At 70.6% G+C, this 25096-nt stretch carries 26 protein-coding genes; 16 read left to right on the top strand and 10 right to left on the bottom strand.

The window, feature by feature from the left end; translation table 11 throughout:
• Positions 1–10: 10 nt before the first annotated feature.
• Positions 11–505 (bottom strand): FxsA family protein, encoded by a 495-nt coding sequence (locus E7742_RS07575; protein ID WP_137798392.1) that lies wholly within the window; start codon positions 503–505, stop codon positions 11–13.
• A gap of 202 nt (positions 506–707) precedes the next feature.
• Here E7742_RS07575 and E7742_RS07570 point away from each other — a divergent pair, with 202 nt between their 5' ends.
• The 8 genes from E7742_RS07570 to E7742_RS07540 all read left to right on the top strand — a co-directional run bounded on the left by E7742_RS07570 (position 708) and on the right by E7742_RS07540 (position 8297).
• The gene (locus E7742_RS07570) at positions 708–1358 is read left to right on the top strand and encodes a hypothetical protein (RefSeq protein ID WP_137798391.1); all 651 of its coding nucleotides are present in this window, start codon (positions 708–710) and stop codon (positions 1356–1358) included.
• 196 nt (positions 1359–1554) lie between these two features.
• The gene (locus E7742_RS23155) at positions 1555–1707 is read left to right on the top strand and encodes a hypothetical protein (protein WP_175420433.1); all 153 of its coding nucleotides are present in this window, start codon (positions 1555–1557) and stop codon (positions 1705–1707) included.
• A gap of 143 nt (positions 1708–1850) precedes the next feature.
• Positions 1851–2453, top strand: coding sequence for an NAD(P)H-dependent oxidoreductase (locus tag E7742_RS07565; protein ID WP_137798390.1), 603 nt, complete (start codon positions 1851–1853; stop codon positions 2451–2453).
• A complete protein-coding gene (locus E7742_RS07560; protein WP_137798389.1) occupies positions 2450–4000 on the top strand; it encodes a TldD/PmbA family protein in 1551 nt (516 codons plus the stop codon). Before E7742_RS07565 ends, E7742_RS07560 begins: the two co-directional genes overlap by 4 nt.
• 20 nt (positions 4001–4020) lie before the next feature.
• A complete protein-coding gene (locus E7742_RS07555; protein ID WP_137801088.1) occupies positions 4021–5382 on the top strand; it encodes a metallopeptidase TldD-related protein in 1362 nt (453 codons plus the stop codon).
• Between the two features lie 8 nt (positions 5383–5390).
• Entirely contained in the window at positions 5391–5783 is a 393-nt protein-coding gene (locus E7742_RS07550; RefSeq protein ID WP_137798388.1) for a YchJ family protein, read from the top strand.
• 31 nt (positions 5784–5814) lie between these two features.
• Positions 5815–6801, top strand: a complete 987-nt coding sequence (locus E7742_RS07545) for an LLM class F420-dependent oxidoreductase (RefSeq protein ID WP_137798387.1) — start codon at positions 5815–5817, stop codon at positions 6799–6801.
• Positions 6802–6863: 62 nt separating this feature from the next.
• On the top strand, positions 6864–8297 hold the full coding sequence (locus tag E7742_RS07540) for a lipase maturation factor family protein (RefSeq protein WP_137798386.1): 1434 nt from the start codon (positions 6864–6866) through the stop codon (positions 8295–8297).
• Between the two features lie 15 nt (positions 8298–8312).
• On the opposite strand, the gene E7742_RS07535 is transcribed toward E7742_RS07540, so the two are convergent.
• Both E7742_RS07535 and E7742_RS07530 read right to left on the bottom strand, forming a co-directional pair.
• On the bottom strand, positions 8313–8849 hold the full coding sequence (locus E7742_RS07535; protein ID WP_137798385.1) for a hypothetical protein: 537 nt from the start codon (positions 8847–8849) through the stop codon (positions 8313–8315).
• An 82-nt stretch (positions 8850–8931) separates the two neighbouring features.
• Positions 8932–9315, bottom strand: a complete 384-nt coding sequence (locus tag E7742_RS07530; RefSeq protein WP_137798384.1) for a PPOX class F420-dependent oxidoreductase — start codon at positions 9313–9315, stop codon at positions 8932–8934.
• Positions 9316–9456: 141 nt separating this feature from the next.
• On the opposite strand from E7742_RS07530, the gene E7742_RS07525 reads away from it, so the two are divergent.
• Both E7742_RS07525 and E7742_RS07520 read left to right on the top strand, forming a co-directional pair.
• Positions 9457–10536, top strand: a complete 1080-nt coding sequence (locus E7742_RS07525) for a metallophosphoesterase (protein ID WP_137798383.1) — start codon at positions 9457–9459, stop codon at positions 10534–10536.
• Positions 10537–10606: 70 nt separating this feature from the next.
• Complete coding sequence (locus E7742_RS07520; protein ID WP_137798382.1) at positions 10607–11245, top strand: dihydrofolate reductase family protein; 639 nt, start codon at positions 10607–10609, stop codon at positions 11243–11245.
• Between the two features lie 11 nt (positions 11246–11256).
• Here the strand turns inward: E7742_RS07520 and cobN are convergent, their stop codons facing one another.
• Positions 11257–14889, bottom strand: coding sequence for a cobaltochelatase subunit CobN (cobN, locus tag E7742_RS07515; RefSeq protein ID WP_137798381.1), 3633 nt, complete (start codon positions 14887–14889; stop codon positions 11257–11259).
• A gap of 189 nt (positions 14890–15078) precedes the next feature.
• Between cobN and cobG the strand changes: the two genes are divergently transcribed.
• From cobG to cobJ, 3 genes are read left to right on the top strand one after another with little or no spacing between them, the layout of a single operon-like run.
• Positions 15079–16218: a precorrin-3B synthase gene (cobG, locus tag E7742_RS07510; RefSeq protein WP_137798380.1), complete on the top strand. Its 1140-nt coding sequence runs from the start codon at positions 15079–15081 to the stop codon at positions 16216–16218.
• A 19-nt stretch (positions 16219–16237) separates the two neighbouring features.
• Positions 16238–16864, top strand: a complete 627-nt coding sequence (locus E7742_RS07505; protein WP_137798379.1) for a precorrin-8X methylmutase — start codon at positions 16238–16240, stop codon at positions 16862–16864.
• The gene (cobJ, locus tag E7742_RS07500; protein ID WP_137798378.1) at positions 16861–18351 is read left to right on the top strand and encodes a precorrin-3B C(17)-methyltransferase; all 1491 of its coding nucleotides are present in this window, start codon (positions 16861–16863) and stop codon (positions 18349–18351) included. The genes E7742_RS07505 and cobJ overlap by 4 nt, the downstream gene beginning before the upstream one ends.
• A gap of 95 nt (positions 18352–18446) precedes the next feature.
• Here cobJ and E7742_RS07495 read toward each other — a convergent pair whose 3' ends face one another.
• Positions 18447–18794: a hypothetical protein gene (locus E7742_RS07495; RefSeq protein ID WP_137798377.1), complete on the bottom strand. Its 348-nt coding sequence runs from the start codon at positions 18792–18794 to the stop codon at positions 18447–18449.
• A 78-nt stretch (positions 18795–18872) separates the two neighbouring features.
• Here E7742_RS07495 and E7742_RS07490 point away from each other — a divergent pair, with 78 nt between their 5' ends.
• Genes E7742_RS07490 through E7742_RS07480 form a run of 3 tightly spaced genes read left to right on the top strand, consistent with a single transcriptional unit; the run spans position 18873 to position 21170 of the window.
• Positions 18873–19703 (top strand): DUF6226 family protein, encoded by an 831-nt coding sequence (locus E7742_RS07490; protein WP_254699189.1) that lies wholly within the window; start codon positions 18873–18875, stop codon positions 19701–19703.
• 52 nt (positions 19704–19755) lie between these two features.
• A complete protein-coding gene (locus E7742_RS07485; RefSeq protein ID WP_137798376.1) occupies positions 19756–20490 on the top strand; it encodes a FadR/GntR family transcriptional regulator in 735 nt (244 codons plus the stop codon).
• Entirely contained in the window at positions 20487–21170 is a 684-nt protein-coding gene (locus E7742_RS07480; RefSeq protein WP_137798375.1) for a sterol desaturase family protein, read from the top strand. The genes E7742_RS07485 and E7742_RS07480 overlap by 4 nt, the downstream gene beginning before the upstream one ends.
• Before the next feature lie 16 nt (positions 21171–21186).
• On the opposite strand, the gene E7742_RS07475 is transcribed toward E7742_RS07480, so the two are convergent.
• From E7742_RS07475 to cbiE, 5 genes are all read right to left on the bottom strand, one after another.
• The gene (locus E7742_RS07475; RefSeq protein ID WP_137798374.1) at positions 21187–21399 is read right to left on the bottom strand and encodes a DUF4287 domain-containing protein; all 213 of its coding nucleotides are present in this window, start codon (positions 21397–21399) and stop codon (positions 21187–21189) included.
• A 10-nt stretch (positions 21400–21409) separates the two neighbouring features.
• A complete protein-coding gene (locus E7742_RS07470) occupies positions 21410–22099 on the bottom strand; it encodes a rhomboid-like protein (protein WP_137798373.1) in 690 nt (229 codons plus the stop codon).
• A 260-nt stretch (positions 22100–22359) separates the two neighbouring features.
• Positions 22360–23106 (bottom strand): cobalt-precorrin-6A reductase, encoded by a 747-nt coding sequence (locus tag E7742_RS07465; protein WP_137798372.1) that lies wholly within the window; start codon positions 23104–23106, stop codon positions 22360–22362.
• Complete coding sequence (cobM, locus tag E7742_RS07460; protein WP_137798371.1) at positions 23103–23852, bottom strand: precorrin-4 C(11)-methyltransferase; 750 nt, start codon at positions 23850–23852, stop codon at positions 23103–23105. Before cobM ends, E7742_RS07465 begins: the two co-directional genes overlap by 4 nt.
• On the bottom strand, positions 23849–25090 hold the full coding sequence (gene cbiE, locus E7742_RS07455) for a precorrin-6y C5,15-methyltransferase (decarboxylating) subunit CbiE (protein ID WP_137801087.1): 1242 nt from the start codon (positions 25088–25090) through the stop codon (positions 23849–23851). Before cbiE ends, cobM begins: the two co-directional genes overlap by 4 nt.
• Positions 25091–25096: the final 6 nt, after the last annotated feature.

The following is a 25096-nucleotide window of genomic DNA, read 5'->3' as shown; positions in this document are numbered from 1 at the left end:
AGTGTGCCTGTTACGGGAGCGCGCGAGGTCCCTGGGTGGGGCCGTCGGGGCGAACGTCCGGGTACCCGTCCACGACCTCTCCGTCGATGACCGCGCCGCCGCGGCGGGCGCCGGCCGCGCGGGTCGCGAACTCGACCCCGGTCAGGGTGACGGCGGCGCGCTTGCCCGCGAGCAGCACGACGAGCGGCCGCAGCGCCCAGCGGGTCGGCGGCAGCAGCATCAGCAGACCGAGGACCGAGGTCACCAGGCCCGGCACGAACATCAGTACCGATCCGGCCGCGACCATCGCGCCGTCGGCGACCGCGCCCGCCGGGGACGCCTCGCCGCGAGTGGCCCGGCGGAAGCCGTCCATCACCGCGCGCCACTGTGACTTGACCAGCACCAGGCCGATCGCCGACCCGGCGATGAGCAGCAGCACCGTCCACAGCACGCCGACCATGGACCCGACCCAGATGAGGGCGCCGACCTCCACGACGACGTAGAGAACGAACAGCAGCGCGAACATGGTGGGTCCTTTCGGTGGCGGGCGCCGACGCGGAAGTCGTGGACGCTCCGATTGCTCAACGACCGGCGACCTCGGAATGCTCCCACGAACGGGGAATCGATCCCGTAACGGTCTAACCCTAAAGTTGACGTAGAGACTTTGTCCGTGGTTCGGTACGAGGACCGATCGGCTGGGAGGGCCGGTCCCCAGGGAGGAGTTCACCATGTCTCGTCGCACCGGCCGCACCTCGTCGCGCCGCCTGCTGGCCCGCCTGTCCGTCGCTGTCGCCGGGGTGGCCGCCGGCGCGGTCGCGTTTTCCGGGGTCGCCGCCGCGGCGCCCGCACCGGCCGCTCCCCCGTCGCTGCAGGACCTGCTCGGACAGTTCGCCGCCAACGTCCCGCAGGCCGGCGACCTGCTCGGTGGTCTGCTCGCCGCCCCGGGTGTCACCGAGGCGATCGAAGGCGCGACCGGCCAGGAGGTGGGCACCACCCGGACGAAGGACTTCGCCTTCCCCGCGCCGACGTTCGGCTGCGGCGTGGCCGGCAACCCCATGACCGTGACCGTCGCGAACGCGCAGGCCGGCCCGAACTTCCCGATGCCGCCGTGGATCGAACGTGGGCACCTGCGGTTCCAGGCACTGCCGGCCCACATGGAGATCCCGCAGCAGTCCGACCTGCAGGTGGCGTGGTTCAACACCACCACGCTGAAAGGCGACGTGGTCCGACTCGACGACACCCTGCTGAACGTGCCGACGCTGTCCAAGACCGTGGACACCGGCGAGGGCAACGTACTCGCCGCCCTCTTCGGCCAGGTGAAGTACGGATCGGGAACCACCTGCACCGCGTTGGGTACGGTCGGCCAGTTCACCGCGTGACACCGGCCGGATCGGGCACCGCGCCCCGGCGGGGGCGTCCGGTGGGGGTCGGGGATCGACCACGCAATTCCCCTATCGGCCCCTAATCGTCCCCTAACCTGCCGCCGAACGCCCCCGGACGGAAGCCCCCGAACGGTGCAATCGAGCCCGACACCGATCGGTGTCGACCCGGATCGAGTGACACTCAGGAGCGCACATGTCCATCTCCGCTATCTTCTCGGCCCTGCTCTCTGCAATGTTCGGTGGCAACGTCGGCTTCGGATCCGACGGTGGTTCGGCCGGTTCCACCGGCGGCGTCGAGGGCGGCGCCGGTGGTGGCGCCAACGGGGGCTTCAACTTCGGATCCTGACGTCGGTCGGGTGGGACGTCGATCCCGGCGTCCCACCCGCGCGGCTCTCGGGAACGGGACACAGTGGGTTTCGGTGTGACACTCCGGATCCGGTGCCACCGCTCGGCTTCCGATGTGACCTTCCGATGTGACACTGTGCACGCATGCGAGTCGCCGTCTACCTGGCCCATCCCGGGCCGGACAGTTTCAACAGAGCCCTGTTCGACGCCGTGACCGCGGAGCTGCGGGCCCGCGACGTGGACGTACTGGCCCACGACCTGTACGCCGAGGACTTCGATCCCGCCCTCACGGCCGCCGAAACCGACACCGTCGCAACCTCGGCCACGCGATCGGGCGCTGTCGTTCGCGAGCATCAGGCCGAGATCGCCACGGTCGACGCCCTGGTCTTCGTCCACCCCAACTGGTGGGGCATGCCGCCGGCGGTGCTCACCGGCTGGATCCAACGCGTTCTCGCGCCGGCGGTCGCGTACAAGCTCGACACCGCCGACGGCGAGCCGGCCGGACTGCTCCGTGCGCGGCGTGCGCTGGTCCTCAACACCTCCGACACCCCGGCCGAGCGCGAGCACACCGAGTTCGGCGATCCCCTCGAGCGGATCTGGGCGTCCTGTGTCCTGCCCTACGTCGGCGTCGACGACGTCCGCCGTGTCGTGTTCCGCACGGTGACCGATTCCGACGATCGCACCCGCGCCGACTGGCTGCGGCGGGCCCGCGAGGCGGCGGCGGAGCTGACTAAGCTGGGCGGGTGATCGTCACCCACGGCGCGGCCGCGCCTGCACTTCCGTCGGAGCGCCCGGTGGACCCCGACTTCACGCGCCTGCCGCTGCGCGCGCTCGCGGACGCGGCACTGACGACGGCGCGGTCCGCCGGCGCCGAGCACGCGGATCTGCGGGTCCACCGTCTGGTCACCCAGTCGCTGCGGCTGCGAGACGGCAGGGTGCAGTCCGCGCAGGATGCGGTCGAGACCGGCTTCGCGGTGCGGGTCGTCGTCGACGGCACCTGGGGCTTCGCGTCGCACGCGGAACTGACACCCGAGCGCGCGGCCGCCGTCGCGGCCGAGGCGGTGCAGGTCGCCCGCGCACTGCGCACGCTCAATCGCGAACGGGTCACGCTCGCACCGGAACCGGTGTACCGCGACGCGACGTGGGTGTCCGGCTACGACGTCGACCCCTTCACGGTCGCCACGGCGGCCAAGACGGAACTGTTGGCCGACTACTCGCAGCGACTGCTGAGCGCGGCCGGCGTCGACCACGTGAGCGCGAGCTGCCTGCAGGTCAAGGAGCAGACGTTCTACGCCGACCTGGCGGGCTCGACCGTGACCCAACAACGCGTCCGACTGCACCCCGAGCTCGAGGCGGTCTCGGTGGACGCCGACGCCGGGACGTTCGAGACCATGCGCACCCTGGCCCCGCCGGTGGGCCGCGGATGGGAGTACCTGACCGGCACCGGATGGGAGTGGGACGACGAGCTGGCCGAGATCCCCGGACTGCTCGCGGAGAAGATCGCCGCGCCCAGCGTCGACCCCGGCCCGACCGACCTGGTGATCGATCCCACCAACCTGTGGCTGACGATCCACGAATCCGTCGGACACGCAACCGAATACGATCGCGCCATCGGCTACGAGGCTGCCTATGCCGGCACGTCGTTCGCGACGCCCGACCTGCTGGGCACGTTGCGGTACGGCACCCCGGTCATGCACGTCACCGCCGACCGCACCGAGCACCACGGGTTGGCCAGCGTCGGGTACGACGACGACGCGGTCGCGGCTCAGCGTTGGGACCTGGTGCGCGGCGGCGTGCTCGTCGGCTACCAGCTCGACCGGGTCTTCGCTCCGCGCCTGGGCCTGCCGCGGTCGAACGGGTGCTCGTACGCCGACTCGGCCCACCACGTGCCGATCCAGCGGATGGCGAACGTGTCGCTGCAACCGGATCGGGCGACCGACACGACCACGGCGGACCTCGTCGCGCGGGTCGAGGACGGGATCTACGTCGTGGGCGACAAGAGCTGGTCGATCGACATGCAGCGCTACAACTTCCAGTTCACCGGCCAGCGCTTCTTCCGGATCCGGGACGGCCGCCTCGACGGTCAGCTGCGCGACGTCGCGTACCAGGCCACGACGACCGACTTCTGGGGCTCGATGGAGGCGGTCGGCGGCCCGTCGACGTGGCGGCTCGGCGGCGCGTTCAATTGCGGCAAGGCCCAGCCCGGTCAGGTCGCGGCGGTCAGCCACGGCTGCCCTTCGGCGCTGTTCCGGGGTGTCAACGTGCTCAACACCCGGACGGAGGGCGGTCAGTGACCACGAGCGGAGCCTCCGCGGTGATCGCGGCACCGGAACTGGTCGAGAGGGCCCTGGCCCTGTCGACCGTCGACGAGGCGATGGTGCTGGTCACCGATGCGAGCGAGGCGTCGCTGCGGTGGGCCGGCAACTCGATGACCACCAACGGGGTGTCGGTGTCGCGGTCGTGGACGGTGCTCTCGATCGTCCGGGAGAACGGGACCGCCCGGGTCGGTGCCGTGACCTCGTCGAGTGTCGACGCCGCCTCGGTGCACGATGTGGTGCGGGCCAGCGAGGCCGCCGCGCGCTCGGCGCAGCCCGCCGAGGACGCCATGGATCTGCCGGCGGCCGGCGGCATCGACCCAGGCTGGGTGGACGATCCGGAGACGACGGGGGTGGCGGTCTTCGAATCCCTCGTGCCGGGGCTGGCCGCCGGGTTCGACGGTGCGGATCGGCTGTACGGCTTCGCGCACCACCAGATGCACAACACCTGGCTGGGGACCTCGACGGGGCTGCGCCGACGGTTCACCCAGCCGACCGGTTCGATCGAGATCAACGGCAAGCGTGGCGATGCGAGCGCGTGGGTGGGAACCTCGAGCCTCGACTTCGCGGACGTGTCCGTCCCCGGCCTGCTCGCGGATCTGAGTCGCCGGCTGGACTGGTCGAAGCGCACGATCTCGCTGCCGGCCGGCCGCTACGAGACGGTGCTGCCGCCGTCGGCGGTGTCGGACCTGATGATTCCGCTGATGTGGGCGATGGAGGGGCGCGGTGCGCAGGAGGGGCACACCGCCTTCTCCCGGCCCGGCGGCACCCGGGTCGGCGAACGCCTCACCGACCTGCCGGTGACGTTGTTCTCCGATCCCCGTGCCGACCGCCTCGGGTACGCACCGTTCGTCGCGACCACCGCGTCGTCGGACACGGTGTCGGTGTTCGACAACGGCATGGACGCCAGCCGCGTCGACTGGATCCGGGACGGTGTGATCAACGCGCTGGCCTACCCGCGGGCGGCGGCGGCCGAGTTCGGCGCGCCCGTCGCGGTGCAGGGTGACAACCTGCTGCTCACCGGCGGTAGCGACGCCTCCGTCGACGACATGGTGTCCCGCACCGAACGGGGTCTGCTGCTGACGACGCTGTGGTACATCCGCGAGGTCGACCCCGCGACGGCGCTGCTCACCGGACTGACCCGCGACGGCGTCTACCTGATCGAGGACGGCGCCGTGACCGCGGCGGTCAACAACTTCCGGTTCAACGAGAGTCCGCTCGACCTGCTGCGCCGGGTGCGCGAGGTCGGGGCCACCGAGCCCACCCTCCCCCGCGAGTGGAAGGACTGGTTCACCCGAACCGCCATGCCGCCCGTGCGGATTCCCGATTTCCACATGTCCTCGGTCAGTCAGGCGCAGTGAGGATCCCCATGGCGGATATCGACGACGACGACCGGTGCCCGTGCCTGTCGGGTGAGGTCTACGGCTCGTGCTGCGGACGGTTCCATCGCGGCAGCGCCCTCGCCCCCACCGCAGAACAGTTGATGCGCTCGCGGTACGCCGCGTTCGCGGTGGGCGATGCGGACTACCTGCTGCGGACATGGCATCCGAGCACCCGCCCGGGCGCCCTCGATCTCGACCCCGACCTCGTGTGGCGGAGGCTGGAGGTGGTCGAACGCACCGGCGGCGGGCTCCTCGACGACACCGGCACCGTCGAATTCGTCGCCTACTACTCCGATCGCGGCGCGCGGGGCTCGATGCGCGAACACAGCCGGTTCGTCCGCGAGAACGGACAATGGTTGTACGTGGACGCCCTCCACTGACCGTATTCACCTCGCGAGAACAGGATCCTCCATGCGCTTCGGACTCTTCGTGCCCCAGGGCTGGCGACTGGACCTCGTCGGCATCGACCCCGCGAACCAGTGGCCGGTGATGCGGGACCTCGCGCTGCGCGCCGACCGCGGCCCGTGGGAATCGATCTGGGTCTACGACCACTTCCACACCGTTCCCGCCCCCACCGACGAGGCCACCCACGAGGCCTGGTCGCTGATGTCGGCGTTCGCCGCGGTCACCGATCGGGTCCGCCTGGGACAGATGTGCACCGCGATGAGCTACCGCAACCCCGCCTACCTCGCGAAGGTGGCGGCCACCGCGGACATCATCTCCGGCGGGCGCGTCGAGATGGGCATCGGTGGCGGATGGTACGAACACGAGTGGCGCGCCTACGGGTACGGCTTCCCCTCGGCCGGCGAACGGCTCGGCCGCCTCGACGAGGGTGTACAGATCTTCCGGCAGGCGTGGACCACCGGAACCGCCACACTCGACGGCCGGCACTACCAGGTCGACGGTGCGATCGTGCGGCCGCTGCCGCTGCAGGAGGGCGGCATCCCGCTGTGGATCGCCGGCGGCGGCGAGAAGGTGACCTTGAAGATCGCCGCGAAGTACGCGCAGTACACGAACTTCGACGGCACTCCCGAGGTGTTCGCGCACAAGTCCCGGATCCTGCGTGAGCACTGCGCCGACGTCGGGACCGACTTCGATGCCATCGTGCGGTCCGCGAACTACAACCTGGCGATCGGACACACCGAAGCCGAGGTCGAGGACCGGCTGGCCGCGCTGCGCGCGCGACTCGAGCCGATCGTCGGCGCCGAACGGGCCGACGCCTCGCTCGAGGCGTTCCGCGGCATGCCCGCCGTCGGCACTCCCGAACAGATCGTCGAGAACCTCACGGCCCTGAAGAAGCAGGGCCTCGAGTACGCGATCTTCTACGATCCCGAGGCCGCGTACGACACGTCCGGACTCGAGCTGCTCGAGCAGGAAGTGCTCCCGCACCTGGCGTGACGTGGCGGGCGCTGGCCGCCGGTCGGCGCCCGGAGTAACGTCCGCGGCGGGGTGAGCACGTCGTGGACTGGTTCGACACGAGCGACTACTGGCTGGGACGGCTGCTCTTCAAGGAGGGGCTCGCCGTCATCTACCTGTGCGCGTTCCTGGTGGCGGTGGACCAGTTCCGGCCGCTCATCGGCGACGACGGCATGCTCCCGGTGCGGCGGTTCCTGGCGGGCCGGCGCTGGCAGCGCTCGCCGAGCATCTTCCACGTGCACTACTCGGACCGGTTCTTCGCGGGGATCGCGTGGACCGGCGTGGGGCTGTCGGGCGCGGCGGTGCTCGGCCTGCTCGACCTGCTGCCGCTCCCACTGTGCATGCTCGGCTGGCTGCTGCTGTGGGGCCTGTACCTGTCGATCGTCAACGTCGGGCAGCTGTGGTACGGATTCGGGTGGGAATCGTTGCTGCTCGAGGTGGGTCTGCTCGCGGTCTTCGTCGGCAACGCCGACACCGCTCCCCCGCTGCTGACGTTGCTGCTGTTGCGGTGGTTGCTGTTCCGGCTCGAGTTCGGCGCCGGGCTGATCAAGATCCGCGGCGATCCGTGCTGGCGGGACCTCACCTGCCTGTCCTACCACCACGAGACCCAGCCGATGCCGGGCCCGCTGAGCTGGTACTTCCACCATCTGCCGCGACCGCTGCACAAGATCGAGGTGGCCGGCAACCACTTCACGCAGCTGGTCGTGCCGTTCTTCCTGTTCGTGCCGCAGCCCGTCGCGGGCGGAGCGGCCGCGATCATGGTCGTCACCCAGCTGTGGCTGGTGGCGAGCGGGAATTTCGCGTGGCTCAACTGGCTCGCGATCGTCCTGGGCCTGTCGGTGCTGCCGGACGGCTTCTGGGAGTTCGTGTCCCCGTTCACGGCACCGTCCGGGGTCGCTGCGGCACCGCCCTGGTTCGTCGCGCTGGTGACCGCGTTCACCGCCGCGATCGTCGCGCTCAGCTACCGTCCCGCCCGCAACCTGTTCTCGAGTCGGCAGATGATGAACGCCTCGTTCGACCCGTGGCACCTGGTGAATACGTACGGCGCGTTCGGGCACGTCACCCGCACCCGCCGCGAGATCGTGGTCGAGGGCACCACGGACACCCACATCACCCCCGACACCGAGTGGCGGGCGTACGAGTTCAAGGGTAAACCGGGCGATCTGCGAAGACGGCCGCGTCAGTTCGCGCCCTACCACCTGCGCCTCGACTGGCTCATGTGGTTCGCGGCGATCTCCTCGAGCTACGCGGCCGCATGGTTCGGCGGGTTCGTCACGCGACTGCTCGAGGGGGACCGTGCGACTTTGAAGCTGCTGCACCACAATCCGTTCCCGGACCGGCCCCCCACCCATGTGCGGGCGCGGGTGTTCCGCTACCGGTTCACCACCCGGGACGAGCGCCACGCCACCGGCGCGTGGTGGGCGCGCACGTACGAGGGCGAATTCGTACCCCCGGTGTCGCTGCGCGGTCCGCCGTAGCCGCTGCCCGCGACGTCAGCTGCTGCTGCCGAACGTCCCGGGGCCGGGGCCGACCGGGTAGGCGGCCACGTCCATGATCACCGAGCCCGCGCACGGGCCGTCGGCGATCTCCGTGCGCCAGGAACCGATCAGGGTGCCGTCGGGTTGCGGCGTGTAGTACGCCTCCGAGTGCGCCGGGGCCCAGACCTTGGGCGTCCCCTCCCCCTGCCAGCAGTCCCACTCCCAGTCGTAGGGATGCACCCAACTGGTGCCGTCCCACGTGTACTGCGCGGGCTGCGGCAGGGTCGGGTTGGCGGGCGCGGGCCCGTCGACGACCGTGGCCACGCAGGTGTCACCGGTGCACGTCGTCTCGAACGTGTAGGTGTCGGCGAAATCCGGTTCCCATTGCCGCGCCGCGAGACTCGTACCGGTCTTCGTCGCGGCGAAGCGCTTGACCGAGTACTCACCGGTCCACGACGGCTGGCCGGGTCCCGGCGGCGCCCCAGCCGCCGGGACCGCAGCGGCGACCGACCACGCGGCGAGCAACGCAACTGCCGGAAGGGCTCTTCGCATGGGCGAAAGTGAAGCACGCGGCCCGCGCGTGCCGTCGACGAATTCCCGAATGACCGATATCCGTGGGTTGCCGCCGCGAGCGTCAGGCGGGCGCGGTCACCGCCAGGCCCACCGTCCCCTTCCTTCCCCGGCGGATCAGGCTGCCCTTCACCGTGATCCAGCCCAGGATGCCGTACTTGCGGGCGATGACTTCACGGGCACGATCGGTTCCCCCGTCGTCGAGGACGGCGGCGGTTGCGTCGATCTGCGGGCCCTTCGGGTGTCCGCGCACGTCGCAGACTGCGACCGTCACCCGGTCCGTACGGCGGATCCGCTTGACCTTCCAGGAGTCGGTGACCGTCCAGATCAGCATCCGGTCGCCGTCCATCGCCGCCCACAGCGGTGTCGGCACGCCCGATCCGTCCTTCTTGAACGTCGTCAGCAGAACGTATTTCGCGTTTCCGATGTCGCTCAGCGTGGCAGCCATGCAGTCAGCGTACGGTCCGCGGCACGGAACCGATGAACGATGCGTGAACATCCGTGCCGGTGCCGCGGTTTCAGTTGAACAGCCGTCCATCTCGAGGTTTGCTGAGGCGGACCGCGCACCGACGAGCCCGTGAGGACACCCGTGACCGACCTCGACCCGATCAACCGGCGACACTTCCTCGCAGGCGCCGGCGTCGCCGCTGCTGCCGTCCCGCTGATGGCGATGGCACCACCCGTCGCCGCGGCGGCCCCGGCCCCGACACCCGCCGGGGGCAACTTCGCCTTCCCGACCGGGTCGACGGTGCGGGTGTTGGTCACCGGCGACGCCGGCACCGGCACTTCGCCGCAGTGGGCGGTCGCCGACGCGGCCCGCAAGGTGCACCGGGCCGAGCCGTTCGGAATGGCGCTCGGACTGGGCGACAACATCTACGAGGCCGGTCCCGTCGGCGGGCGGGACGAGCAGTTCGCCACCAAGTTCGAAGACCCCAATCACGGGCTGGACTTTCCCTGGGTGATGGCGCTGGGCAACCACGACAACAGCGCGGTGTTCCCCGGCGACGGCGGCTGGCTGCTGCGCGGCAACGACGAGGTCGAATACCACGCGACGTCGCGCAAATGGTGGATGCCGTACCGCTACTACTCGGTGCGAGTGCCCGAGGAGAACCCGGTCGTGGAGTTCTTCGTGCTCGATCTCAACCCGGTCGCCGCCTACCTGCCGCCGCTGTTCGTGCCGTACTGGGCGGCGGACGGGCAGTTCATGAACGAGCAACGGGCCTGGCTGGACGCCGCGATCGCGGCCTCGCCGGCGAAGTGGAAGATCGCCTGCACCCACCACCCGTATCTGAACAACGGCTCGCACGGCGATGCCGGCGCGTACGACGGGATCCCGCTCGAGCCGATGAACGGCGTCCATGCCGAGCGCTTCTTCGAGGACCACGTCGTCGGGCGCTGCCAGTTCATCCTCTCCGGTCACGACCACTCGCTGCAGGTCCTCGAGCCGACGGTCGAGTCCAAGGGCACCCGGCAGATCGTCTCGGGGGCGGCCGCGAAGAACAACCACGGCAAGTCGACGCGGCCCGAGCGAGCGAATCTGTACCAGAACTTCGACGACGTCGGCTTCATGACCATGGACCTGTCGGCGGACGCGGTGCGGCTGCGGGTGTACACCGTCGACATCCCGACGGCGGAACCGAACCTGGTGTTCGACCGTCGGCTGGCCTGACCGGTGCGATGAGTTCCGCCGGCGCACGGAGTCTGTCTTCTCGTAACCCACCTCGAGAGCGGAGCATCACGTGAGTCAGCTGCTACGGGTCCAGAACTTCACCGTCTCGAGCGACGGCGTCGCTTGCGGCGAGAATCAGACCTTCGAGAGTCCGTTCGGCCTCGATCCCGGCGAGATGCTCGCGTGGGCAGGCGCCACGGCGAGTTGGCCCATGCGCACCGACGGCGGCGGCAGCCGCGGCCTCGACGACTACTTCACCCGCGACTTCTCCCACAACATCGGCGCCGAGATCATGGGCCGCAACAAGTTCGGTCCGCAGCGCGGTCCGTGGGAGAACCTCGAGTGGGAGGGCTGGTGGGGCGAGGAACCCCCGTTCCACACGCCGGTGTTCGTGCTGACCCACCACCCACGGCCGTCGATCACGCGCGGCGAGACCACGTTCCACTTCGTCGACGGTGACCCGGCCACGATCCTCGCGGAGGCCAAGGAGGCGGCGCGGGGCAAGGACGTCCGGCTCGGGGGCGGGGTCACGACCATCCGGGAGTTCCTCGACGCCGACCTCGTCGACACCCTGCACGTCGCCGTCTCCCCCATCACGTTCGGCACCGGACTGCGGCTGTGGGAGTCTCCGGACGAACTACGCGACCGATTCCATCTGGAAACGGTGCCCAGCCCGAGCGGAGTCACCCACCACCTGTTCTGGCGCTAGGCGGCTCCGCGTCAGCCTTCGAGCTCACCCTCGGTCTCGAGGTACACCTGCCGCAGACCGTCGAGGATCTCCGGGGACGGCTCCTCCCACATCTTCCGCTCGACGGCCTCGAGCAGGCGCTCAGAGATGCCGTGCAGCGCCCACGGGTTCGACTCGGACATGAACTTGCGGTTCTGCTCGTCCAGCACGTACGTCTCGGCGAGTTTCTCGTACATCCAGTCCGCGACGACGTCGGTGGTCGCGTCGTAGCCGAACAGGTAGTCGACGGTCGCGGCCATCTCGAAGGCGCCCTTGTAGCCGTGCCGGCGCATCGCGTCGAGCCAGCGGGGGTTCACCACCCGGGCCCGGAAGACGCGGGCGGTCTCCTCCGACAGCGTCCGGGTGCGGACGGCATCCGGGCGGGTGCTGTCGCCGATGTACGCCTCCGGAGCCTTACCGGTGAGCGCACGGACCGTGGCGACCATGCCGCCGTGGTATTGGAAGTAGTCGTCGGAGTCGGCGATGTCGTGCTCGCGGGTGTCGGTGTTCTTGGCGGCCACCGCGATCCGCTTGTACGCGCTGCGCATGTCGTCCGACGCCGGGACACCGTCGAGTCCGCGCCCGTACGCGTAGCCGCCCCACGTGGTGTACACCTGCGCCAGGTCGGCGTCGTCGCGCCAGTTCTTCGAATCGATCAGCTGCAGCAGGCCGGCGCCGTACGTGCCGGGCTTGGAGCCGAAGATGCGGGTGGTGGCGCGGCGGTCGTCGCCGTGTTCGGCGAGGTCGGCCTGTGCGTGGGCGCGGACGTAGTTGTCCTCCGGGGACTCGTCGAGGCCGGCGACCAGGCGGACCGCGTCGTCGAGCAGCGCCAGCACGTGCGGGAACGCGTCCCGGAAAAAGCCGCTGATCCGGACGGTGACGTCGATGCGCGGACGGCCGAGCTCGGCGAGGTCGATCACCTCGAGGCTCGTGACGCGACGCGACGCCTCGTCCCACACCGGGCGGACGCCGAGCAGCGCGAACACCTCGGCGATGTCGTCGCCGGACGTGCGCATCGCGGACGTGCCCCACACCGACAGTCCCACCGACTCGGGCCACGCGCCGTGGTCGGCGCGGTAGCGGGCGGCGAGCGACTCGGCCATCGCCTGACCGGTCTCCCACGCGAGCCGCGACGGCACCGCCTTGGGGTCGACGGAGTAGAAGTTGCGGCCGGTCGGCAGCACGTTGATCAGCCCGCGCAGCGGGGACCCGGACGGGCCGGCCGCGATGAAGCCGCCGTCGAGCGCGTGCAGCACCTGATCGATCTCGCCGGACGTCTGCCGCAGCCGTGGCACCACCTCGGTCGCGGCGAAGCGCAGGATCTGCCGGACGGTGTCGTCGTCGGACAGCCGGTCGGCGGCAGCCGGGTCCCAGCCCGCGTCGGCCAGCGCGGCCAACAGCGCGTGCGCCCGCGCCTCGATCTCGTCCACCCGCCCGCGGTCCTCGTCGCCGGCTTCGCTGAGCCCCAGTGCCTCCCGCAGACCCGGCACCGTCTGCTCGCCGCCCCACATCTGCCGGGCCCGGAGCATCGCGAGCACCAGCTCCACCTCGGCGTCGCCCTCCGGCGCCTTGCCGAGGATGTGCAGGCCGTCGCGGATCTGGACGTCCTTGATCTCGCACAGCCAGCCGTCGACGTGCATGAGCATGTCGTCGAACACGTCCTCCTCGGGACGCTCGGTCAGGCCCAGGTCGTGATCCATCTTCGCGGCCCGCATCAGCGTCCAGATCTGCTGGCGGATCGCCGGCAGCTTCGCCGGGTCCAGCGCGGAGATGTTCGAGTGCTCGTCGAGCAGCTGCTCGAGCCGCGAGATGTCGCCGTAGGACTCGGCGCGGGCCATCGGCGGGATCAGGTGGTCGACCAGGGTGGCGTGCGCGCGGCGCTTGGCCTGCGTGCCCTCGCCCGGGTCGTTGACCAGGAACGGGTAGATCATCGGCAGGTCGCCGAGAGCGGCGTCGGTACCGCACGACGCCGACATGCCCAGTGTCTTGCCGGGCAGCCATTCGAGGTTGCCGTGCTTGCCCAGGTGCACGATCGCGTCGGCCTGAAAGCCTCCGGCAGCCGCGTCGGCGGCGAGCCAGCGGTACGCGGCCAGGTAGTGGTGGCTCGGCGGCAGGTCGGGATCGTGGTAGATCGCGACCGGGTTCTCGCCGAAGCCGCGCGGCGGCTGCACCATCAGCACGACGTTGCCGGCCCGGAGGGCGGCGATGACGATCTCGCCCTCGGGATCGGACGACCGGTCCACGTACAGCTCGCCCGGTGCGGCGCCCCAATGCTCCTCGACGCCGTCACGGAAGTCCTGCGGCAGCGTCTGGAACCACTCGCGGTAGCGGGCGGCGGAGATGCGGATCGGGTTGCCCTCGAGCTTCTCGTCGGTGAGCCAGTCCGGATCCTGCCCGCCCGCGGCAATGAGCGCGTGGATCAGCGCGTCGCCGTCCTGGGCGGCGAGGCCGGGCAGCGCGTCGTCGCCATCGACCGGTCCGAGGTCGTAGCCGTGCTCACGCATCGCCGTGAGCAGGTCGATCGCACTGGCCGGGGTGTCCAGGCCGACGGCGTTGCCGATGCGCGCGTGCTTGGTCGGATACGCCGACAGCATCAGCGCGATCTTCTTGTCCGGGTTCGGGATCCGGCGCAACCGCGCGTGGCGGACGGCGATCCCGGCGACGCGGGCGGCGCGCTCGGCGTCGGGCACGTAGGCGGTGAGGCCGTCGGCGTCGATCTCCTTGAACGAGAACGGGACGGTGATCAGGCGGCCATCGAACTCGGGGACGGCCACCTGGGTGGCCACGTCCAGCGGGGACATGCCGTCGTCGTTGGCCTCCCACGTCTCGCGGCTGCTGGTCAGGCACAGGCCCTGGAGGATCGGCACGTCGAGCGCGGCGAGTTCGGCGACGTCCCACGCCTCGTCGTCGCCACCGGCCTGCGCGTTGGCGGGCTTGGTACCACCGGCCGCGAGCACGGTCACGACCAGCGCGTCGGCGCGGCCCAGCGTCTCGAGCAGATCGGCGGGCGCGGTGCGCAGCGACGCGCAGTAGATCGGGAGCGGATTCGCGCCGGCGTCCTCGATCGCCCGGCACAGCGCGTCGATGTAGGCGGTGTTCCCGGCCAGATGCTGGGCACGGTAGTAGAGCACCGCGACGGTCGGCTGGCCGAATGTCACATCGGTTCCGTCAGACTGAACCGATGTGACATTCGGACCCCGGCGCTCGAGAATCCCCCAGGTCGGCAGGTGGACGGCGGGTTCGAATCCGTACCCGGTGAGCAGCACCGTGTCGGACAGGAAGTTGTGCAGTTGCCGCAGGTTGTCCGCGCCGCCCTCGGCGAGGTACGTGTGGGCCTCGGCCGCGGTCCCGGCCGGGACCGTCGAGCATTCCATCAGCTCCGCATCCGGCGCCTGCTCGCCGCCGAGCACGACGGCCGGCAGCCCCGATGCGAGCACCGCGTCGATGCCGTCCTCCCAGGCCCGGCGGCCGCCGAGGATGCGGACGACGACGAGGTCGACACCGTGGAGCAGCGCGGGCAGGTCCTCGTCGACGAGCAGGCGGGCGGGGTTGGCCCAGCGGTAGTCGGCGCCGCTCGCGCGGGCGCTGAGCAGGTCGGTGTCGGACGTCGACAGCAGCAGGATCACTGGTGCAGCCTTTCCGGGGTTTCGCGCCCCACGGCAGGGTTCGACGAGTCCGCGGACTCGTCGAAGCGGTTCGGGCGGCAACGGAGGGTCTGACTTTCACAGTGGCGCGACCGCCCGGAATCTCACCGGCTTCCTCTGCTGCCGCGGTCGCCGGTGATGCTACCGGTCGCGCGTCGCTAGCCTTGTCGTGTGTCGTCTCCACGTTCTGTCCCGGACCGGTGCCCGGGCGCTCTCCAGGTTCACCAGGCCGCCGACGGCCCCCTCGCGCGTGTCCGCCTGCCGGGCGGGGTGATCACATCGGTGCAGCTCCAGGCGCTCGCGGCGGCGGCGCAGGAGATCGGCAACGGCGAGATCGAACTGACCTCGCGCGGCAACGTCCAGCTCCGCGCGGTCGCCGACCCGCAGGAGTTCGCCCGCCGCATCGCCGACGTGGGCCTGCTGCCGTCCACCACCCACGAACGGGTGCGCAACATCCTCGCGTCCCCGCTGTCGGGCCGCATCGGTGGTGTCGTCGACGTCCGCGGCCTCGTCACCGACCTCGACCGCGGGCTGTGCGCCGATCCGGCACTGGCCGACCTGCCCGGACGCACGCTGTTCACGATCGACGACGGCACCGGTGACGTCTCGGGTCTGCGCGGCGACTTCGGTGTGCACGCGCTCGGCGACGACGCGTTCGCGCTGGTCCTGTCCGGCGAGGACACCGGGGTGCGGGTGGCGGAGTCGGCGACGGTCGACGTGCTGCTGCGGGCGGCGCGCACGTTCACCGAGATCCGCGCCGACGCGTGGCGACTCGACGAGGTGCCCGGCGGCACCGAACGCGTCCTGGCGCGGCTCGGTCTCGAGTACGGCGATCCGATACGGCTCCCCGAACCGATCGAGCGGGGGCCGATCGGCTGGCTCGACCAGCCCGACGGAAACGTCACCCTCGCCGCGGGACTCGCGTTCGGCACCCTCCCGGCGCGGCTCGCGGAGTTCCTCGCCGCCGTCGAGAAGCCGATCGTGGTGACCCCGTGGCGCTCGGTGCTGCTGCCCGATCTCGAGGAGTGGGCCGCCGAACAGGTGGTGCGGGTACTCGCGCCGATGGGCCTGATCTTCGACGAGAACTCACCGTACCTGCAGGTCAGTGCGTGTGCGGGCCGACCCGGCTGCGCCAAGTCGCACACCGACGTGCGGGCCGACGTCCGGCAGGCGATCGAGGACGAGGATCTGCCCGCCGAGGGCCGACAGCACTGGTCCGGATGCGAGCGCAAGTGCGGTCGCCCGCGCGGTGAGGTAACAGATGTGGTCGCCGCCCCCGAGGGTTACCGGGTGCAGAACCCGCGCTCGTGATGCCTCTATCGTGTGGCGCATGATCGACTACGTCCGCGACGGTGCGGAGATTTATCGCCAGTCCTTCGCGACCATCCGGGCCGAGGCGGACCTCACCCGGTTCCCCGCCGACGTCTCGCAGGCGGTGGTGCGGATGATCCACGCGAGCGGTCAGGTCGATCTGGTCGACGACATCGCCTTCACCCCGAACGTCGTGGCCGACGCCCGCGAGGCGCTCCGTCGCGGCGCCCCGATCCTGTGCGACGCGAAGATGGTCGCCGCTGGTGTCACCCGCAAGCGTCTGCCCCGTGACAACGACGTGCTGTGCATGCTCGGTGATCCCCGAGTTCCGGTGCTGGCCAAGGCGATCGACAACACCCGGTCGGCGGCGGCGCTGGAGTTGTGGGGCGACAAGCTCGCGGGCGCGGTGGTCGCGATCGGCAACGCCCCCACCGCACTGTTCCACCTGCTGAACCTCATCGAGGCCGGTGCGCCGCGACCCGCGGCGATCGTCGGTGGACCCGTCGGTTTCATCGGCGCGATGGAGTCGAAGGAGGCGCTGATCGAACATCCCGCCGGCCTCGAGTACCTGGTGGTTCGTGGACGCCGCGGCGGCAGCGCGATCACTGCGGCCGCCCTCAATGCGATTGCGAGCGAAGTCGAATGAGTGGTGCAGGCAAGCTCTGGGGCGTCGGCATCGGACCCGGCGACCCGGAACTGATGACCGTCAAGGCCGCCCGCGTGATCGGCGAGGCCGACGTGGTCGCGTTCCACAGCGCCCGGCACGGCCGCAGCATCTCCCGCGGGGTCGCCGCGCCGTACATGCACGACGGCCAGATCGAGGAACACCTGATCTACCCGGTGACCACCGAGACGATCGATCACCCCGGTGGATACCAGGGCGCGATGGACGAGTTCTACGAGCAGGCCGCCGCCCGCCTGGCCGCGCACCTCGAGGCCGGTCGCAGCGTCGCACTCCTCGCCGCGGGCGACCCGCTGTTCTACAGCTCGTACATGCACATGCACAAGCGTCTGGCCGAGCGGTTCGAGGCCGAGGTGATCCCCGGTGTGACCGCCGTCAGCGCCGCGTCCGCCGCCCTCGCCGAGCCGCTCGTCGAGGGTGAGGAAGTGCTGACCGTCCTGCCGGGCACGCTGCCGCAGGACGAGCTGACCCGCCGGCTGCGCGAGACCGACGCCGCCGCGATCATGAAGCTCGGGCGCACGTATCCCGCTGTGCGCCAGGCGCTGAAGGACTCGGGCCGGATCGACGAGGCGTACTACGTCGAACGCGCCAGCACCGACCGCCAGCGCGTCGCGGCCGCCGATGAGGTCGACGACGCCGGGGTCCCGTACTTCTCGATCGCGATCGTGCCCAGTCCGGTCAACAACCGGACCGCACCCGCGCCGGCGCGCGGGGAGGTGGTGGTCGTCGGGCTCGGTCCCGGTGACCAGGGCTGGACCACGCCGGAGGTGCGGCACGAGCTCGCCCACGCGACCGACCTGGTGGGCTACACCACCTACATCGACCGGGTGCCGGTGCGACCGGGCCAACGTCGGCACGCGAGCGACAATCGCGTCGAGGCCGAGCGGGCCGCGATGGCCCTCGACCTGGCCAAGCAGGGCGCGCGCGTCGCGGTGGTCTCGTCCGGCGATCCGGGCGTGTTCGCGATGGCCGCTGCGGTGCTCGAGGTGGCGGCCGAGGACCAGTGGCGCGACGTCCCGGTCCGGATCCTGCCCGGTATGACGGCGGCCAATGCCGTCGCCAGCCGGGTCGGCGCGCCCCTGGGCCACGACTACGCGATGATCTCGCTGTCCGACCGCCTCAAGCCGTGGGACGTCGTCGCCCAGCGGGTGTCCGCGGTCGCGAGTGCCGATCTGGCGTTCGCGGTCTACAACCCGGCGTCGAAGTCCCGCACGTGGCAGGTGGCCGCGATGCGCGATCTCGTCCTCGAACACCGCTCCCCCGACACCCCCGTGGTGATCGGCCGCGACGTCGCCGGCCCGCAAGAGTCGATCAAGATCGTGCGCCTCGCCGATCTCGACCCCGCCGACGTCGACATGCGGTGCCTCCTGATCGTCGGCTCGTCGCAGACCACCGTCGTCGAGCACCCCTCCGGGACGCGGGTATTCACCCCGCGGCACTATCCGGGCTGACCCCAACCGCTGAACGGGAGTTCACGGCACGCTTTCGCCGCAGAAGTGTGCCGTGAACTCCCGTTCGGCGTTTGCGCTGAAGGACGCCCGGCACCTTACAGCCGCGCGATACGCACGAACGGGTACCGGGCCACCGCGGTGACGACGAAGCCGTATGCGGCAGTGGCCGCGCGTTTCCAGGTGGGAAGCGGGATCCGAAACTCCGAGAAGATGCCGGGGGCCAGGGCCGCCGCCGGGATCAGAGCGAGCACCGCCGCCGCAGCGCACCATCGAGCGACGAGCGTGTTCGCGAGCCGCGTCAGTTCCGGGTTTCCCCGCACTGTGGACGGGACCCGGTAGCCCTTCGCCGGATCCGTGACCCAGCCCCGGGTTCCGGTGTACGCGGCCAGCGCACACACGCCGGCGAAGGCCACGAACAGCAGCGCCAGTACTACGTCTTCCATCAGTTCCACTCCCACTCGCACGCACGGTTCCACCCGGCGCCTCCGATGATGCCGCGGAAGACGGGTACCGTCCCTGCGATGGGTGCAAATCCGGGACGGTCGTGGTGGGACGACTACAACGACGACGTTCGACGCCTGCACGAATCCGGCTGGGGCAAAGGAGCATCGGTCCTCTCGCCGGAGATCTGCGCACTGCTCACCGACGTCGACGCGGCCTTCGCCGTCACCGGCCCGGACACGCCGGGGTGGCCGAACCCGTACGGGGACGGCGCCGAGCGGAACGAGGCCGTGTACGAGCGCGTCACCGACCCGGAGAAGTTCCTGATCGTGGTGGCCCGGGCGCGGGCGTGGACGCGGGTGCTCCTCGACCGCGGCTGGGCGCGAGAAGCCGCGCAGGTGAGGTGGGCGCTGCGCCCCTCGGAATCGGGCGGTGCCGACACCGTCCTCGAGCCCGTGGTCGACGGTGCGGTCCCCCTGGTGCTGACGACGCACAGCCCGGTGGACAGCGACCACATCTTCACCGTCACGGTCGCAGCGGGCGACCCGGCAGTGACGTTGGCGGAGATCCCCGACTGCGGATGCGACGGGTGCGACAGCGGGTCCGCTGAACTGCTCCAGGAGATGGACGAGTGGGTGCTGTCGGTGGTCGACGGGTCCCTCCGGGTCGACGTCGCTGTCGACCACTCCTCGATCCGGACCTCGTTCGGCGGTCGCGGCGGCACGGTCCAGAACCTCGACGAGCCCACGTCGTTCACGGCCGCACCGTGGTCCGCGAACTGGACCGCGCGCCCCCTCCCGCCCGAGATCGAGACCCGCCATCCCGAACGCGCGTTTCCGCGCGCGGTGCTGAATCGCCTGCCGGGCCCGGACGGACCGCCGGGCAGCGCGCAGCGCTACCGGTCCCGATGAACGCTGGTCTGACCACTTGACCAGATCGATCACCTCGCCCTAGCGTTGTGACATGGATCTCACTCCGGTGCGCCGCAGATCGATCCCCGACGAAGTGTTCGACCAACTCCTCGACAGCGTCGTCGCGGGCAGTCTGGCGCCCGGCGAGACACTTCTGGGCGAACGCCGGATGGCGGACGCCCTCGGCGTCTCACGACCCGCGGTGCGCGAGGCGCTCACCCGGATCGCCGCACTGGGCCTGCTCGACATCCGGCAGGGCGGTGCGACGGTCGTCAACGACCTGCGACGCCGCGGCGGGCTGGATCTGCTCCCCCGACTCCTGGTTCGCGGCGGCGAGGTCGATCTCGCGGTGGCCCGCAGCATCCTCGAAGCACGCCTGTGGAACGGCCCCAAGGTGGCCGAACTGGCGGCGAGGCGCGCGCCGGCCGCCACCGCCGACACCCTGGACGCCGTCGTCGACGCGCTCGACGCGGACGACGACCCGGTCCGCCGACAACGGGTCGCCCTCGACTTCTGGGACCTGCTCGTCGACGGCGCCGATTCCATCACCTTCCGCCTGATGTTCAACACGCTGCGGGCGTCGTACGAGCCGATGCTCGACGCCCTGGCGATCGTGATGGCGGCCGAGGTCTCCGAGACGGGTCGCTACCGCGCGCTCGCCGACGCGGTCCGGCGACGCGACCCGGAGGCGGCATTCACCGCGGCGCACACCCTGCTCGAGCCCGCGACCGCACTGCTCGACACCGCGCTCGTCGCCGCACAGGATCCAGCCGAGGAGGACACATGACCACCTCCCGCCCGACGTCGCCCGCGTTCGGCCGCGACGTCACCCTCGCGGGCGCGGCCCGCGAATTCGTCCGCCACCCGAGTCCGTGGATCATCGGTGGCCTCCTCGCCGGCGCCCTGACGATCCGTCTCGTGCTGGGCGGATGGACGTGGGCCGACGCCCTGGTGCCGGTCGTGATGGCCGCGCTGTTCCCCGTCCTCGAATGGCTCATCCACGTGTTCGTCCTCCACTGGCGCCCGAAGCGGATCGCCGGGATCACGATCGATCCGCTCCTGGCCCGCAAACATCGTGCGCACCACGGAGACCCGCGGAACATCCCCTTGGACTTCATCCCGACGCCGGTGTTCGTGTGGCTGGTGCCGCTGTTGCTGGCGACGGCCCTGCTCGGCTTCCCACGGGTGGAACTCGGGTTGACCTTCCTGATCGTCATCACGGCACTCGGCCTGGCGTACGAGTGGACCCACTTCCTCATCCACACGGACTACAAGCCGACATCGGCGCCGTACCGGGCGACGTGGCGACACCATCGCAATCATCACTACCGCAACGAGCACTACTGGTTCACGGTCACCAGCTCGGGCACCGCCGACCGGGTGTTCGGCACGGAACCGGATCCGGACGCCGTCGAGAAGTCGCCCACCGCGAAGCGCCTGCACGGACTCGACGTCGCCGGCGCCTAGCCGGGTCGCACGGGAATCAGCCGTCCGCGTCCTCCCTCAGCGTGTGGGCGACGAGCGCGTTGGCGTGCCCGCGACCGAGGCCGTGCTCAGCTTTCAGCCAGTTGACCAGGTCCATGTGCTCGGTGAGCTCCGAGGCCCGAATCAGGCTCTGCCACTCGCCGATCGGCCTGCCGTACTTCTTCTCGATCGACGGAAAGTACGACGCGGGGCCCTTCACCGGTTCAGTCATGACCGGGAGGCTAGCGGTGAGCTACGACACGCCTGCGCATTCCCCGTAGCCACGCCGCCGGGTCCCAGGTCCCCGGCCTCGCCCGCGTGAGCGGGTAGCACCCCAGTCCGATGAGCGTGGCGGTGAAATGTCCGATGTCGGTGAAGGTCAGGCCACCGAGCAGCGGCAGCCCGTAGACGAGCAGGACGCCGACCACATACGGATAGCGCCACGGCGGCGCGATGCGGTAACTGAGCACCGCCATCACGCCGGCCAGCGCGTAGCTGACACCGATGTCGAGCGTGTTCACCGCGGACTCGGGCGCCCGCCCGTGCCGGATCGCGAGGTACAGCACGCCCTCGCTCAGATACGTGGCGCCGACATGCGCGACGACGACCACCGTGAGCCACCGCCACGTGCCGAGCCACCGTTCGGCCGGTACGTGGAAGAGGTTGTAGAGCACGACGTAGCCCAACCACGATCCGCCCGCCAGCCAGAACGCGCTGCTGATCAGGACACGGACCGGGTCCTGCCGCAGATGGTGCAGATTGGTGGAGCGATCCCCCAGCACGTCGTTCAGCGCGGTCGGCGACAAGTGATGCATGACGACCGTCGTCGCCAGCAGAACGGCCAGCCAGACGAACGTGCCCGGTGCGCGGCGCACATACCCCCAGGCCGCGGACGGGAGGTCCCGGCCCCGGAATCGCCGCTCGGCATCCACCTGACCAGTATGGCGCCGGAGACCTGCCGCGTGACGCCCGTCGCCTGCGGACGATCGCGGGCAGCACCCGCCCGCCCCTTCCATCTGTGCACCTGGCCGAGTTCTTTGGGAGGTGGGACCGGTTCTCGACGGGTGGTCATGGGAGGCGGCGGTGGTGTTTCGGTAATTCCTTCCATTCCGTCCGGCGCGAAGTTCCACACCGGCGGCCTCGCCGTCACGGTTGCTGCCACTACAGATCAGGCGCACTGGCGCGGAGCGCCTCAGTCGTGGAGCACCCAGTCGACGGCGACGTCCGGATCGGTGGTCGACGCCACCCCGTCCGGGATCGGCGTGCGCGCGACCATCACCACCGGGACGCCCAGCCGGCGGGCCGCCGCGAGCTTCGCCGAGGTGAGCGCTCCCCCGCTGTTCTTCGTCACCAGCACGTCGATCCGGTACCGGCGCATCAACGCGGCCTCGTCGTCGACGGTGAAGGGGCCACGCGCGAGCAGCAGTTCGGACCGCTCCGGCATGCGCACCTCGGGCGGATCGATCGCGCGGATCAGGAACCACCCGGAGGCGTCGGCGAACGCGTCGACACCCTGCCGTCCGATCGTTAGGAACACCCGCTCCCCCAATTCGGTCACCGACTCGGCGGCCGCGACCAGATCCGGAACGACATGCCAGTCGTCCCCCGGCCCGGGAACCCACTCGGGGCGGCGTAGCACCAACAGCGGAACTCCGATCCACGCGGTCGCCGCGGCGGCGTTCGCCGTGATTCTCGCGGCGAACGGGTGCGTGGCATCGACGACGGCATCGATTTCGTTGTCTCGCAGCCAGTGCACCAGTCCGTCGATGCCGCCGAAGCCGCCCACCCTGACCTGCCCTACCGGCAACACCGGTTCACGAACCCGGCCGGCGAGGGACGAGATCACTTCCACACCGGGCTCGCTGTCCAGCCGCGACGCGAGCGTCCGGGCCTCGCGGGTGCCGCCGAGCACGAGAACCCGGCGCGACCGCGATCTCAATGGGTGTCGCGCGACCGCGTCGCCGAGTACAGGTAGCTGTCGGGGAATCCCTCGGCGGCCAGCACCCGGCCCACGATCACCACGGCGGTCTTGGTGATGCCGGCAGCGTGCACCTGGTCCACCAGCGTCGCGAGCGTGCCGCGCAGGATCACCTCGTCGGGCCGGGTCGCGAACGCGACCACCGCTGCGGGACAGTCGGATCCGTAGTTCTCCGACAGCTCCTCGACGATCTGCTCGATTCGGTGCGCCCCGAGGTGCACCACCATCGTGGCGCCGCTGCGACCGAGCGATCGCAGGTCCTCCCCCGGTGGCATCGCCGTGGACAGCGTGGACACCCGGGTCAGCACGATCGACTGCGAGACGCCCGGCACCGTGAGCTCGCGACCGAGCGCGGCCGCGGCGGCGGTGAACGCCGGAACTCCCGGCACGATGTCGTACGCGACCCCCGCCGCGTCGAGCCGGCGGACCTGTTCGGCCACCGCCGAGTAGATCGACGGGTCACCCGAATGCAGCCGCGCCACATCGAGCCCCGCGGCGTCGGCGGCGATCAACTGTTCGACGATCTCGTCGAGACTCATCCTGGCGGTGTCGACCACCTCCGCGTCGTCCGGGCAGAGGGTGAGAAGTTCGGCCGGCACGAGGCTTCCCGCGTACAGGCACAGCGGGCTCGTGGCGATGAGGCGCGAGGCGCGCAGCGTGATCAGGTCCGCGGCGCCCGGCCCGGCTCCGATGAAGTGGACTGTCATGTCGTTTCCCTTTCGGTGCTGACGGAACGGCCGGGCTTGACGACCGTCCACTGCGCCACCGGCAACTGCGGTCGCCACGCCGTGAACCCGCCGAGCGGCTCGCCGCGGTAGACCTGGAACTTACGGAGTTGCCCGCCCACCCGCGAATGCCACTGCAGTACGAGCGCCTCCGATTCGGCGGTGACGGCGTTGACGACCATCCGTCCGCCCGGACGCAGCCGCGCCCAGCACGCGTCGAGCATGCCGGTCTGCGTCACGCCGCCACCGACGAAGATCGCGTCGGGGGGTGTCGACTCGTCGGCGAACGCCGCCGGCGCCGCCCCGACCACGCGCAGGGACGGGGTGCCCAGCCTCGACGCGTTGTCGACGATCTGCGCGACGCGCTCGTCGTCCCGCTCGAATGCGACGGCGCGGCACCGCGGGTCGGTGCGCATCCACTCGATCCCGATGGTGCCGGACCCGCCGCCCACGTCCCACAGCAGCTCCCCCGGCGCGGGGGCGAGCGCGGACAGGGTCAGTGCGCGCACCTCGTGCTTCGTCATCTGCCCGTCGCCGCGATAGGCCGCGTCGGGCAGCCCGGGGGTGCGGGTGAGCCGCAGCGCCGAATCCGACGCCCGCAGGTCGAGCGCGATCACGTTCAGCGGGTCCCCGGGTGCCCGGTCCCACGTGCCGGCCGAGCCGTGCACGACGTTCTCCGCGGGTCCGCCCAGTTGTTCGAGGACCACCATCTCGGTGTTCCCGAAACCCCCGTCGGTGAGAACCTTCGCGACTTCGGCGGGGGTGTGCTCGTCGTTGCTGAGCACGAGCAACCGCTGACCGTCGACGGCCGCCGCCACGAGCGTGGACGGCGGCCGTCCCACCAGGCTCACGGTCGACGTCTGGTGCAACGGCCAGCCGAGGCGGGCGCACGCGAGCGACACCGACGACGGGTGCGCGATCACGCGCAGCCGTTCCGGCCCCAGGATGCGGCCCAGGGTGACGCCGATGCCGTGGAACATCGGGTCGCCGCTGGCGAGCACGCACACCCGCCGGCCGCGGTGGGCGTCGAACAGGGCTGCCAGTGCGGGCAGCATCGGGGACGGCCACGGCACCCGTTCGGCGGCCGACTCGGGAACCAGCGCGAGCTGGCGGGTCGAGCCCATCAGCACCTCGGCGTCCCGGAGGGCCGCCTGGGCGCGTGGCGCGAGACCGTCCCAGCCGTCGGCACCGATTCCCACCACGACGATCGGGTCGCTCACTCGGGT

Source organism: Rhodococcus sp. SGAir0479 (assembly GCF_005484805.1).
Lineage (GTDB): Bacteria > Actinomycetota > Actinomycetes > Mycobacteriales > Mycobacteriaceae > Prescottella.
This window is presented reverse-complemented; position numbering and strand designations above follow the sequence as displayed.